Genomic DNA, 12,786 nt, shown 5'->3' on the forward strand with positions numbered 1-12,786 from the left:
TTCTTTAAATTAATAGAATGATACTAACGGATACGCATACCCATTTATATTCAGAAGAATTTGACCAAGATCGAGACGAAATGATACAAAGAGCTATTGAAGCTGGAGTTTCTCGTTTTTTTATTCCTGCCATAGATTCTAGTTGCACAAATGCAATGTATGAGTTAGAAAAGAAACATCCCAATCATGTTTTCTTGATGATGGGATTGCATCCAACCTATGTAAAAGAGAATTATCTGGAAGAATTGCAACATGTAGAAGTAGAATTAGCTAAAAGGAAGTTTTATGCTATAGGAGAAATTGGAATCGATTTGTTTTGGGATAAAACCCATTTAAAGGAGCAACAAGATGCTTTTAGCAAACAAATCCAATTGGCTAAAAAATATAAACTGCCCATTGTGATTCATTGTCGAGATGCTTTTGATGAAGTTTTTGAAGTTTTGGAACAAGAAAAAGGGGATGATTTGTTTGGAATTTTTCACTGTTTTACCGGAACATATGAGCAGGCTTTACAAGCTATTTCGTATAATATGAAACTTGGAATTGGTGGAGTTGTCACTTTTAAAAATGGAAAAATAGATCAGTTTTTGAAGCAAATTGATCTAAAAAATATTGTGCTTGAAACGGATTCTCCTTATTTAGCCCCTATTCCTTATAGAGGTAAACGAAATGAGAGTAGTTATTTGCTAAATGTAGCTGATAAATTATCGCAGATATATGAATCTTCGATAGCAGATATTGCCACGGTGACAACCGAAAATTCTAAAGCAATTTTTGGGATTTAATGCTAATTTCACTATAAATTGATATTTTTTTTGTTCATTTGCCCACTTAAAATTACCAAAATGCAAAAATTTGACGCTATTCGGCCATTTTATGATTCCGAAATAAATGATGCCATTCTAAATGTAGTGAATCATCCGATGATGAAGGCTATGATGAATTTTACTTTCCCTGATTCAGATGATGAAGTTTGGAAAGAACAACTTAGAAAAACACATTCTATTCGTGATTTTCAGTGTAATTTTATCTATCATACGATTCAAAAAGTATTAGAAAAAAGTTCTGATGGATTGACGACTTCTGGTTTTGAAAAATTAGAAAAAGGAGAGTCTTATTTATTCATTTCTAATCATAGAGATATTCTTTTGGATACGACCTTGCTAAATGTTTCTTTGTTTGAACACGGATTAGTAATGACAGCTTCGGCAATTGGCGATAATCTGGTTAAGAAAGATTTCTTGAATACGTTAGCCAAACTGAATCGTAATTTTTTGGTTCAAAGAGGTTTGACGCCAAGAGAAATGTTGCAAAGTTCCAAAACACTTTCAGAGTATATAGGCCATTTGTTACAACATGAAAACCGTTCTGTTTGGATTGCGCAAAGAGAAGGTAGAACAAAAGATGGTGATGATGAAACAAATCCTGGTGTTTTGAAGATGCTTGGAATGGGTTCTGATGAGTCAAATTTGATGGATTATTTTAAAAAAATAAAAATTGTTCCCGTTTCTATTTCATACGAATACGATCCAACGGATGTTTTAAAAATACCACAACTAATGGCTGAAGCCAATAATGAAGTTTACATTAAAGAAAAAAACGAGGATTTCATGACATTACTAAGTGGTGTAATGGGACCAAAGAAAAGAATTCATATTCATATTGGAGATGTTTTAGATACTGAACTGGACTCAATTAAAAATGAATTTGAAAATTCAAATAAGCAAATACAGGCTTTAGCACAAGTAATTGACGACTCCATATTGAAGAATTATAAGTTATGGCCTACAAACTATATTGCTTATGATATTTTGAATAAAACAAATGAACACGCTCATTTGTATACTGAAAATGAAAAATCACTGTTTGAACGTAGATTAGAGATGAGGATAGATGCCGAAAACCCGGTGGCTTTGCAAGGGATTTTGAATATGTATGCTAATCCAGTTGTTAATCAATTAAAACACATTTAATGAATACGAAGGCTAGGATTTTATTGATATATACTGGTGGTACAATCGGGATGAGTAAGGATTTTGAAACTGGCGCACTTAAGGCGTTTAATTTTAGTAAATTATTGAAAAACATACCTGAATTGAAACAACTAGATTGTGCAATTGAGACCTATTCTTTTGAAGATCCAATAGATTCATCCAATATGAATCCAGAACAGTGGTGTAATATTGGTTCTGTTATTGAAGAAAATTATGCCTCATTTGATGGTTTTGTAGTTTTACATGGGTCAGATACGATGTCCTACTCAGCATCTGCATTGAGTTTTATGCTAGAGAATTTGTCTAAGCCAGTCATTTTTACAGGCTCTCAGTTGCCTATAGGTGATTTGCGTACAGATGCCAAAGAAAATTTAATTACCGCTATTCAAATCGCTTCTTTATTGGAAAATGGTAAGCCCGTTATTCAGGAAGTTTGTTTGTATTTTGAATATAAATTATACCGAGGAAACCGTACAACTAAAATTAATGCGGAACATTTTAGAGCCTTTACATCTCCTAATTATCCTGAATTAGTGGAGTCAGGAGTACATTTAAAATTATATCCTGAATTGTTTCTTTCAGAAATCAGCGACAAGCCTTTGCAGCTTCATAAAAAAATGGATAATAATGTGGCTATTGTCAAAATGTTCCCAGGAATGAGTGAAACAGTTTTGTCAGGTATTTTATCAATAAAAGATTTAAAAGGAATTATTTTAGAGACCTATGGTTCAGGAAATGCTCCTACCGAAGATTGGTTTTTAAACCTAATGCGCAAAGCAATTTTAGACGGAATACACATTGTTAATGTTACTCAATGTTCGGGCGGAAGCGTGAATATGGGACAATATGAAACAAGTACCGTTTTAAAAGAAATAGGTGTTATTTCTGGTAAAGACATTACAACTGAGGCTGCAATCACAAAATTAATGTACCTATTAGGACATGATATTGCGCCAAATGCTTTTAAAACAGTTTTTGAAACCTCTTTGAGAGGAGAAATTGCATAATAAATTGATTTTGCTTTTCTAACTCATTTTTTTTCATGTTATTTGCAGCCTCAAATAAAAAGAGAGGTGTCCGAGTGGCTGAAGGAGCTAGCCTGGAAAGCTAGTATGTGGGTAACTGCATCGTGGGTTCGAATCCCATCCTCTCTGCAAAATTATTTATGCTTCCTAAAAGGGAAGCATTTTTTGTTTTATAGCTTTTATAACCTATTTTTCGTATGCGTTTAAAGGCAAAAAGGAATTTGGAAAGCATAAACGATTATTTCTTTGGGAAATACTCTCCTTACGATGCTACCTAATTAATCACTTCCTTTCAACAATAAGAACAGACTTTCTTTTTAGAAGCTTTTTTGCTTAAATTTTTAAACTTTCCAAAACGGACAAATAATGTATTTTGCTAATAAAAAATTGCTAATAAACAATCTTTATTTTTTGATTTTTGTTTTGCGTATTTCTGAGTGTGGAATGTTTGTTTATTCTTTAAAACCTGTACCTCTTTATTTAATTTTTTTAAAGTTTTAGTGATTATTTTGAGCCAATTATGAAGTCAAGATTTCTTTTGTTAGGATTGTAGTATGTCTTGTAGTTGTATAAAATTAAAATATAAGAAAAAACACATTTAAAATGATAAAATATGTATTTAATCGATTTAATTTGTTGTTTAAACGGATTATTTCGTAGATTTAACTAACAAAAAAATTGAATACTAACGAATAATAATTTACTAATGAAAATGGAAAATAAAAAAAACGAGATGTTTTTATACATAGGAAGCTTTTTTGTTATGGCAGCTAGTCTTTCCATAGGTGTATTAATTTTGATGGTTTTTTAATTTATATCGGTATCAGGGTATGCGGTTTTTTGAATTAAAAAAACGGCTGCAACAAGATATTACGAATTGATAAATTAAAAGAATTGTACTGAGTTTTATAACTCTACGCAAATACCCCACTAAATATATTTAGTGGGGTATTTGCATTTATATAAATGACAGTTTTTTTTAAAAACATTAGGTAGCATAAACCTGTCAAAATCCTATATTTGTACTGCTATAAAGAATAGCAATAGTTGAGAATATATTTAATTATGATTATGGAAATTTCATCAAACAAAAATAAGACTATGCGATTTTTTTTAAGTTGTTTCCTTTTAATTCCCTTTTTTAATGTTTTTTCGCAAGAAGAAAGTGTGCCGTTAGCGGAAAAAGCACCAACTAAGATTGATTCTTTATATAGAGAAGATCAGTTTTATTTTGGCTTTACATACAACACTTTACAACAAAAGCCTGCTGGGTTATCTCAAAAAAAATTCTCAACAGGACTTTCTTTGGGGTTTCTTAGGGATATGCCTATAAATAAAGACAGAACCGTTGCAATTGCATCTGGATTGGGTTTTTCATACAATAATTACAATCAAAATGTAGCAATTACAGGAACGAATCAATTGCCGGTTTATGACATAATCGATTCTAAAGCAACATATAGCAAAAATAAATTCACCCAGCTATTAATAGACCTACCTGTTGAGTTTCGATGGAGAACCTCTACATATGAGAGCCATAAGTTTTGGAGAATTTATGGAGGAGTTAAGTTTAGTTATTTAATTTATGACAAATCTGTTTTTAGTGATGGTGATGGAAAAACGACCATTACAGGAAATAAAGATTTTAATAAATTTTTATATGGATTGTATGTGTCTTCGGGCTACAATACAATAAATGTTTATGCTTATTATGGTTTAAACTCAATTTTCAAAAAAACGGCTCAAATTAATGGGGAGCAACTAGGTATTAAATCACTTAATATTGGAGTTATTTTTTACATTCTATAGCCATAAGTACATTAGCAATACTTGAGGAAGTGCACCTATTAAAAAGCCAATAATTAATTCTTTAACGGTATGTGCGTTCATTTCTAATCGGGATGAAGCTATAAAACCGTTCATCAGAATTAAAAATAGTATCGAAAAAATATTTTGTGTTTGAAAGTGTAAATTTAAACCCAATACAAAAAATGTCAAAGCACTTATTCCAATCATATGCAGGCTTACTTTCATTTTAGCAAATAAAAGAAGCAACGCTATTAGAGTACTTAATAAAGCCCCCAAAAAGAAAAAATGCAATTCTGGATAACGTTCGATTGTGATGTTGGTGCGAACCAAAAAAATGATTAAAAAACATTGAAGTACTAATGGAATTTTACGTTCAGAGAGAAGCGGCGCCATTGCCGAACTGATTTTCCCTGTTGAGCGCAACCCCCAGAAGAACAAAATCGGAAGGAACACGGTGATTATTACAACTTGTAGTAAAACTAAATATTTTTCTTTATTTAAAAAGTAAGAATTATTTGAAAAAAGATAGAACAAGGTGGCGTAAACAGGAATAAAAATCGGGTGCAAGATATAAGAAAATAGGGGAAGGATTTTTTTCAAGACTTCTATATTTGGTTAGCGTAGCAAAGATAAGAAATCTAGTAAAATAGGAAATCAAATCTACTCTAGAATTGATAATGATTTTAATTTAAGAGGAATTTGAATGAAATTGTTGTAAAGTGAATACTAGCATTATAAAAAGAAGTCTTATTTTTGAGGGAGATTAACCAATCCGTAAAAACATACGTTTAAAACGTTAGCTATAAATGAGTATATTAATAAAAAACATAATACCAATTCTTGAAGCCAAATGGTTTGGCACTGATTCGGATGCTGCAGTGGATACGGTTTCTATTGATAGTCGATCCTTGCAAAATAGTTCACAAACTTTGTTTTTTGCGTTAATAGGGCCTAATAATGATGCACATTTGTATATTAAAGAGTTGATTGCTATTGGTGTTCATAATTTTGTTGTGAATTATATTCCTGAGGGTTGTGAGAGTAAAGCTAATTTTTTGGTTGTCAAAAATACTTTGGATGCTTTGCAACAATTTGCGTCTTATTACCGCAATTTATTTCATTTTCCAGTTATTGGTTTAACAGGCAGTAATGGAAAAACAATTGTAAAAGAATGGCTCAATTTTTTATTAAGTCCCGATTTTAATATTATTCGGAGTCCTAAAAGTTATAACTCACAGGTGGGTGTGCCTTTGTCTGTAATTGCTATTAATGAAAAACATAATTTAGGGGTTTTTGAAGCAGGGATTTCCACTGTGGATGAAATGGGAAAACTTGAAAAGGTAATTCGACCTACAATAGGAATTTTGACAAATATTGGTTCTTCGCATGATGAAGGGTTTCAAAATTTAGAGGAAAAAATAAAGGAAAAACTAACACTCTTTAAAAGGGCTGAAGTTGTTATTTATCAAAAGAATAGTTTAGTTGATAACTATATTCTACCAACATCAAAAAAGTTCAATTGGAGTTTTGAAAATGAAGATGTAGATGTTTTTGTATTTAAAAAAGAAATAAAAAGCGAAAGCATAATACTGTATTATAAGTACAAAGGGAATCAGTTTACATTAGAAATCCCTTTTCTAGATAGCGCATCCATTGAGAATGCTGTGTCCTGTTTAATGACCCTGTTATATTTCAATTATGACAACGAAACAATTCAGGCAAGAATGTTATTACTTTATCCTGTAGAAATGCGGTTGAAAGTAAAAAACGGAATCAACAATTGTAGTATTATTGATGATAGTTACAGTTCGGATTTTCAATCTTTAAAAATAGCATTGGATTTCTTGGAGAGTCAAAAACAATTCCAAAAGAAAACGATAATTCTATCGGATATTTTTCAAAGTGGGTTGGCCAATGAGGAGTTATATTCCCGAGTTGCCACCTTAATTGTTTCCAATAATATCAATCGAATTATTGGAATTGGAGAAACTATATCAGCATTTAAAGATAAATTTGCCAATTGCATTACGTATAAAAATACAGCCGAATTTATTGCTGATTTTGAAAATCTTGAATTTGTAAACGAAACCATTTTGATCAAAGGAGCACGTTCTTTTCAATTTGAAGAAATCGTTCAATTATTAGAAGAGAAAACGCATGAAACAGTTTTAGAAATTAACCTAAATGCCATTAGTTACAATCTCAATTTCTTCAAGTCAAAGCTGAATCCCAAGGTGAGAATTATGGTCATGGTAAAAGCATTTGGTTATGGTAATGGCGGACTTGAAATTGCTAAATTACTCGAGCATCATAAAGTAGATTATCTGGGTGTGGCTTTCGCCGATGAAGGAATATCGTTGAAAAATGGGGGGATTCATTTGCCTATAATGGTTTTGAATCCAGAGAACACTAGTTTTTCGGCCATTATACAACATCAGTTAGAACCTGAGATTTATTGTTTGAAAGGACTTTATGCTTTTTTGAAGATTGCAACCCAAAAAAAACTAAAGCATTTTCCTATTCACATAAAACTAGATACAGGGATGCATCGTTTGGGTTTTGAAGAAGACACAATTGATGAGCTCATTGCAACGTTGAAAGGACATGATACGGTCTATGTGAAAAGCATTTTATCTCATTTGGCTACTAGCGATGATTTGAAACATCGTGAATTTGCTTTGGCACAGATTGCACTTTTTGAAAAGTTATCTTCTAAAATTTGTACTGAATTGGAAATAAATCCCATCCGACATATTTTGAATACATCTGGAATAAGCAATTACCCCGACTCTCAATTTAATATGGTTCGTTTAGGAATAGGGCTTTACGGTGTTTCTAATGATCCATCAGAACAAAAGTACTTAGAAAACGTGGGTACCTTAAAATCGGTTATATCACAAATTAGAACTATTTCTGCTGGTGAAAGTGTAGGATATGGACGGAAATTCGTCGCCAGTAGAACAACCAAGGTAGCAACAATTCCCATAGGTTATGCCGATGGCATTTCAAGAGCTTGGGGAAATGGAATCGGGTTTGTCACAATAAAAGACGAAAAAGCGATGATTTTAGGAAGTATTTGTATGGATATGTTGATGGTTGATGTTACAGATATTGATTGTACAGAGGGCGATTCTGTGATTATTTTTGGAGAAAATCCTACGGTATCTTATATAGCAAAAATGCTTCATACCATTCCTTATGAAATTCTTACAAGTATATCCCAAAGGGTAAAACGCGTTTTTTATCGCTGATATAGTGTAATTTTAACACGAAATTTCAATTCATGTTAATTATTTATTAATTTAGCACTAAATAAGTCTAATTTTTAAAAAAAAAGGTATGGGATTTTTCAGTGATTTTAAGGCATCTTTAATGAAAGGTGATGTGTTAAGTTTAGCAACTGCTGTAGTTATCGGTGGTGCATTTGGTAAAATTGTAGGTTCTGCGGTTGATGATGTTATTATGCCAATCGTGGGTTTAATAACAGGTGGAATTGATTTTACTACAAAATTCATAACATTAGATGGTAATAGCTATGCTGATTTAGCTGCAGCAAAAACGGCAGGCGCTGCTGTAATTACGTATGGTAATTTAGTTCAAGCGGTAATCAACTTTGTTATTATTGCATTGTTTGTTTTTATCATCTTAAGAGCTGCTGAAAAAACAAAAAAGAAAGAAGAAGTTGTAGCAGCTGCTCCAGCTGGACCATCTCAGGAAGAGTTACTTACTCAAATTAGAGATTTATTAAAAAAATAATACCGCTATACTTATATTCTAATAAAACCGCCTCTTGATTGAGGCGGTTTTTCTTTGTTTGATTCTTTAAATTAAAAGGTAGCTTCATTAAGGAATGATTAAAACTTACAAAATGTTTTATTTGTAACATTTTGTTATTTTTTGTGAACACTCTTGTTTTGATTTGAATATTACTTACTTTTGTACTTCAAAATTAATATTCAATAATAAAAATATAAGATGAGAATAGCAGTTGTAGGCGCTACTGGAATGGTGGGCGAAGTAATGTTAAAAGTATTGGCAGAAAGAAATTTTCCTGTAACAGAATTAATTCCTGTTGCTTCAGAGAGATCCGTTGGAAAAGAAATTGAGTACAAAGGAAAAAAATATAAAGTAGTTGGAATGCAAACTGCTGTAGACATGAAAGCAGATATTGCGTTGTTCTCTGCTGGTGGGGATACTTCATTAGAATGGGCTCCAAAATTTGCTGCTGCTGGAACAACCGTTATTGATAACTCATCTGCATGGAGAATGGATCCTTCTAAGAAATTAATTGTTCCTGAAATCAATGCTGCGTCTTTGACCAAAGAAGACAAAATTATAGCAAACCCAAACTGTTCGACTATTCAAATGGTTTTGGTTTTAGCACCATTACATAGAAAATACAATATCAAGCGTGTCATTGTTTCAACTTATCAGTCTATTACAGGAACTGGAGTTAAGGCAGTACAACAATTAGAAAATGAATATGCAGGTGTTCAAGGAGAAATGGCTTACAAATATCCAATTCATAGAAATGCGATTCCACAATGCGATTCATTTGAAGAAAATGGATATACTAAAGAAGAGATGAAATTGGTTCGTGAGACTCAAAAAATTCTTGATGATAAAACAATTGCAGTTACAGCAACTGCTGTTCGTGTGCCTATCGTAGGTGGTCACAGTGAAGCAGTAAATGTAGAATTCACAAATGATTTTGTGGTTTCGGATATTCAAAATATATTACATCACACTGATGGAGTAGTGGTTCAAGACAATAATGATACCTATACATACCCAATGCCAATGTATGCACAGGGTAAAGATGAGGTTTTTGTAGGTAGAATTCGTCGTGACGAAAGCCAAGCAAATACTTTAAACATGTGGATTGTTGCTGACAATTTGCGTAAAGGTGCAGCTACAAATACAGTTCAAATTGCGGAATATCTTATTGCTGCCAAATTGGTGTAAGTAGTAATACACAACTATTTTAAACCATCTAAGTTAATAATTCTTTATGTTTTGTTAATTTAGATGGTTTTCTTTTTGAGGTTTCCCTACATTTGTAGTGTATGAAAAAGAAACAACTCTTACTCAGTCTTTCTTTGGCGTTGATTATAGTGTTTTCGATACTATTTCAATCGCTACATACTTATGAACATTTTGTAAAGCAATTTTCGCAAACAGAATGCCACCACAAATACAATGTTACCCATACCGAAATAACACACCAACATCATAATTTTGATGATTGTAAAGTGTGTCATTTTACATTCGGTTCCTATGTTTCTCCTACTCAGTTTGCTTATAAACTGGATTCCAATTACAAATTAATACCTTATTTTTTTGAAAAAGGAGAGACTGTTATTTCCTTTTCAGGAAGCTTGTATTCCCATCGTGGTCCCCCCACTTTAATTGTTTAAACTGCTCTGCTATTTAAATTAAAAGATGATTTTAAATCTGAAAGGATCTAAATTGAGTGATTCAATTCGTGAAAAACGACTTTAATCCTTAGTTTTTAGACTATTTGGGTTTTTATGAATTGCCTTTGTTTTAAATAGCATTATAATTTCAAATACAATTAAAAACAATTTCACGCATGGAGTGCTGTTACTTTGCACCCATGAGAATACAATCATTTTCAATGAAAAAAATTATTATTACGCTAATATTAGGGTTTTCGGCACTACTACATGCCCAAAATTCCGTTTCAGGAACTGTACTTAACTTGGCAAATCAGCCTATAAAAGGAGTTTCTGTTTCTGCTCCAGAATTGCATAAAGGAACCACAACAGATGCAAATGGAAAATACAGTTTAACAAACCTTCCTAATGGGGATTTAAAACTGGACTTTACCTTCGTCGGTTTCACTACTCAAAATAAAACCATTCAAAAAGTACAAAAAGAGAATACACTAGATGTCATCTTAGAAGAAAGTATTTTTCAAATGGATGAGGTAATTGTTTCTACTGCTTTCAATAAATTGCAGTCGCAAAACGTGATGAAAGTAGAGCATGAGAGTATGAAGTCATTGCAACAAAAAGGAACGTCTACCTTGATCGAAGGATTAGCTACGATACCAGGAGTTTTGCAAGTTTCAACAGGAACATCTATCGGGAAACCGGTGATTCGTGGTTTGAGTGGCAATCGTGTTTTAGTATATTCTCAAGGAGTCCGTATGGAAAATCAACAATTTGGAGACGAACATGGTTTAGGATTAAACGACGCGGGAGTAGAAAGTGTTGAGGTGATAAAAGGGCCTGCTTCCTTATTATATGGTTCGGATGCGCTAGGAGGTGTTTTGTATTTCAACCCAGAGAAATTTGCCGACGCTAATACGTTCAAAGCTAATTTTAGCCAAAAATTATTTTCTAATACTTTAGGAAGTAATTCATCTCTTGGATTAAAAACATCCACAGACAACTGGAAATTTCTAGCTCGTGGGAGTTACAATACGCATTCAGATTACCGTATTTCTGGTGGTGATCGTGTGACAAATACGCGTTACAATGAAACCGATTTCAAAACAGGAATTGGATATAGTAATGCAAAGTTTTCTAGTGTGTTGCGTTACAACTTCAATAAACTGGATTTGGGAATTCCTGAAGATGGAATAGCAGCTCAATCTTCGAGCAAAAAGACGGGTTTTCCTAGACAAGGAGTTTTTAATAATTTACTGAGTTTAAACTCTATTTTCTACTTCAAAGATTCAAAACTGGATGTCGATTTAGGATACATCGCAAATGATCGTTCAGAGTTTGTAGATAGTAATGTGGCCGGTTTACATATGAAACTGAAAACCTTTAATTACGATGCAAAATACCATTTGCCTAAAATGGGCAAACTAGAATCAATTTTAGGAATTCAAGGAATGCATCAAACGAATACCAATTTCGGAAATGAATATTTAATTCCTGATGCTACAACGAATGATTTTGGTGTTTTTGGTACCGCTAATTATGAATGGGGGAACAATAGTGCAGTTCAAGCAGGTTTGCGATTTGATAACAGACAAATTTCAAGTGTCGAACACGGAACTGTTGGTCAAGAGGGGTATTTCAAAGCGGTTGATAAATCATTTGACAGCTTTAATGCTTCGTTAGGATATAAAACAAACTTAGCCGATGATTTTACTTTAAGATTAAATCTAGCTTCTGGATTTAGAGCGCCTAACTTGGCTGAACTTACTTCAAATGGGATTCATGAAGGAACCAATCGTTACGAAATAGGAAATAGCGATTTAAAAACGGAACAAAACGTACAAACGGATTTGAACTTGGAATACAAGGCCGATCACTTTGAGTTTTTTGTCAACGGGTTTTACAACCACATCAACAATTATATTTATACTTCACCTACAGGAACCATGTTGTCAAACACGGACGTATTTAATTATATTCAAAATAATGCGAAACTGTATGGAGGAGAAATTGGGTTGCATTTTCACCCACATCCTTTAGATTGGTTGCATTACGAAACCAGTTTTGAAACCGTTACAGGAAAGAAACAAAACGGAGACTATTTACCGTTAATTCCTGCGAATAACTGGAGCAATACCCTGAAAGGAGAATTCAAAATCAAAGAGTGGCTTGAAGATGGATTTGCTACTTTTAATGTCAATACCACTTTAAATCAAAGTAATGTAAGCGGTTTTGAAACTAAGTCCAATGGGTATACATTAATAAACTTAGGCCTTGGTGGAACAGTGAAATTAGGAAAAACGGTTTTTGATGTCAATTTAAATGCAAATAACCTTTTAGACAAAAGATACATTGCTCATTTATCAAGATTAAAAAATGATGGTGTTCCTAATATAGGAAGAAATATCGTGCTTGGGGTGAACTTCGGCTTGTAGTTTTTACAGTCTAAAGCTTTTTAAACCATTAAGGGATTAAGTTTCATTAAGTATTTATAACCATGTAAGGCTTTTAAGGTCATATAGATTATTAGCTTAATTTTCTTAA

The 12,786-nt window shown here is 32.6% G+C and carries 10 protein-coding genes and 1 tRNA gene; 10 read left to right on the forward strand and 1 reads right to left on the reverse strand.

Annotated elements, in window-relative coordinates:
• Nucleotides 1-17 precede the first annotated feature (17 nt).
• From AB3G34_RS15645 to AB3G34_RS15665, 5 genes are all read left to right on the forward strand, one after another.
• Nucleotides 18-785 (forward strand): TatD family hydrolase, encoded by a 768-nt coding sequence (locus AB3G34_RS15645; RefSeq protein WP_369752967.1) that lies wholly within the window; start codon nt 18-20, stop codon nt 783-785.
• Between the two features lie 60 nt (nt 786-845).
• Nucleotides 846-1,973, forward strand: a complete 1,128-nt coding sequence (locus tag AB3G34_RS15650; protein ID WP_369752968.1) for a 1-acyl-sn-glycerol-3-phosphate acyltransferase — start codon at nt 846-848, stop codon at nt 1,971-1,973.
• Nucleotides 1,973-3,001 carry an asparaginase gene (locus AB3G34_RS15655; protein ID WP_367773090.1) on the forward strand — a complete coding sequence of 343 codons (1,029 nt, stop codon included), beginning with the start codon at nt 1,973-1,975 and terminating at the stop codon, nt 2,999-3,001. Before AB3G34_RS15650 ends, AB3G34_RS15655 begins: the two co-directional genes overlap by 1 nt.
• A gap of 60 nt (nt 3,002-3,061) precedes the next feature.
• A tRNA-Ser gene (locus AB3G34_RS15660) sits at nt 3,062-3,148 on the forward strand.
• Between the two features lie 972 nt (nt 3,149-4,120).
• Nucleotides 4,121-4,828, forward strand: a complete 708-nt coding sequence (locus AB3G34_RS15665) for a porin family protein (protein ID WP_369752969.1) — start codon at nt 4,121-4,123, stop codon at nt 4,826-4,828.
• Here the strand turns inward: AB3G34_RS15665 and AB3G34_RS15670 are convergent.
• Nucleotides 4,823-5,428, reverse strand: a complete 606-nt coding sequence (locus tag AB3G34_RS15670; protein WP_367773093.1) for a hypothetical protein — start codon at nt 5,426-5,428, stop codon at nt 4,823-4,825. The two genes, AB3G34_RS15665 and AB3G34_RS15670, sit on opposite strands and share 6 nt — an antisense overlap.
• Before the next feature lie 206 nt (nt 5,429-5,634).
• Here AB3G34_RS15670 and AB3G34_RS15675 point away from each other — a divergent pair, with 206 nt between their 5' ends.
• From AB3G34_RS15675 to AB3G34_RS15695, 5 genes are all read left to right on the forward strand, one after another.
• Complete coding sequence (locus AB3G34_RS15675; protein WP_369752970.1) at nt 5,635-8,079, forward strand: bifunctional UDP-N-acetylmuramoyl-tripeptide:D-alanyl-D-alanine ligase/alanine racemase; 2,445 nt, start codon at nt 5,635-5,637, stop codon at nt 8,077-8,079.
• Between the two features lie 88 nt (nt 8,080-8,167).
• A complete protein-coding gene (mscL, locus tag AB3G34_RS15680) occupies nt 8,168-8,584 on the forward strand; it encodes a large conductance mechanosensitive channel protein MscL (RefSeq protein ID WP_369752972.1) in 417 nt (138 codons plus the stop codon).
• Nucleotides 8,585-8,803: 219 nt separating this feature from the next.
• On the forward strand, nt 8,804-9,793 hold the full coding sequence (locus tag AB3G34_RS15685; protein ID WP_369752974.1) for an aspartate-semialdehyde dehydrogenase: 990 nt from the start codon (nt 8,804-8,806) through the stop codon (nt 9,791-9,793).
• A 101-nt stretch (nt 9,794-9,894) separates the two neighbouring features.
• Nucleotides 9,895-10,245 (forward strand): hypothetical protein, encoded by a 351-nt coding sequence (locus tag AB3G34_RS15690; protein WP_369752975.1) that lies wholly within the window; start codon nt 9,895-9,897, stop codon nt 10,243-10,245.
• A gap of 221 nt (nt 10,246-10,466) precedes the next feature.
• Entirely contained in the window at nt 10,467-12,677 is a 2,211-nt protein-coding gene (locus AB3G34_RS15695; RefSeq protein ID WP_369752977.1) for a TonB-dependent receptor domain-containing protein, read from the forward strand.
• Nucleotides 12,678-12,786 lie beyond the last annotated feature (109 nt).

It is taken from the genome of Flavobacterium sp. WC2409 (assembly GCF_041200085.1).
Lineage (GTDB): Bacteria > Bacteroidota > Bacteroidia > Flavobacteriales > Flavobacteriaceae > Flavobacterium.

Excerpts from the sequence above, each read along its gene's own strand:
- AB3G34_RS15695 (WP_369752977.1), top strand. The coding sequence starts at position 10,467 with ATGAAAAAAATTATTATTACGCTAATATTAGGGTTTTCGGCACTACTA.
- mscL (WP_369752972.1), top strand. The coding sequence starts at position 8,168 with ATGGGATTTTTCAGTGATTTTAAGGCATCTTTAATGAAAGGTGATGTG.
- AB3G34_RS15675 (WP_369752970.1), top strand. The coding sequence starts at position 5,635 with ATGAGTATATTAATAAAAAACATAATACCAATTCTTGAAGCCAAATGG.
- AB3G34_RS15690 (WP_369752975.1), top strand. The coding sequence starts at position 9,895 with ATGAAAAAGAAACAACTCTTACTCAGTCTTTCTTTGGCGTTGATTATA.
- AB3G34_RS15665 (WP_369752969.1), top strand. The coding sequence starts at position 4,121 with ATGCGATTTTTTTTAAGTTGTTTCCTTTTAATTCCCTTTTTTAATGTT.
- AB3G34_RS15645 (WP_369752967.1), top strand. The coding sequence starts at position 18 with ATGATACTAACGGATACGCATACCCATTTATATTCAGAAGAATTTGAC.
- AB3G34_RS15655 (WP_367773090.1), top strand. The coding sequence starts at position 1,973 with ATGAATACGAAGGCTAGGATTTTATTGATATATACTGGTGGTACAATC.
- AB3G34_RS15685 (WP_369752974.1), top strand. The coding sequence starts at position 8,804 with ATGAGAATAGCAGTTGTAGGCGCTACTGGAATGGTGGGCGAAGTAATG.
- AB3G34_RS15650 (WP_369752968.1), top strand. The coding sequence starts at position 846 with ATGCAAAAATTTGACGCTATTCGGCCATTTTATGATTCCGAAATAAAT.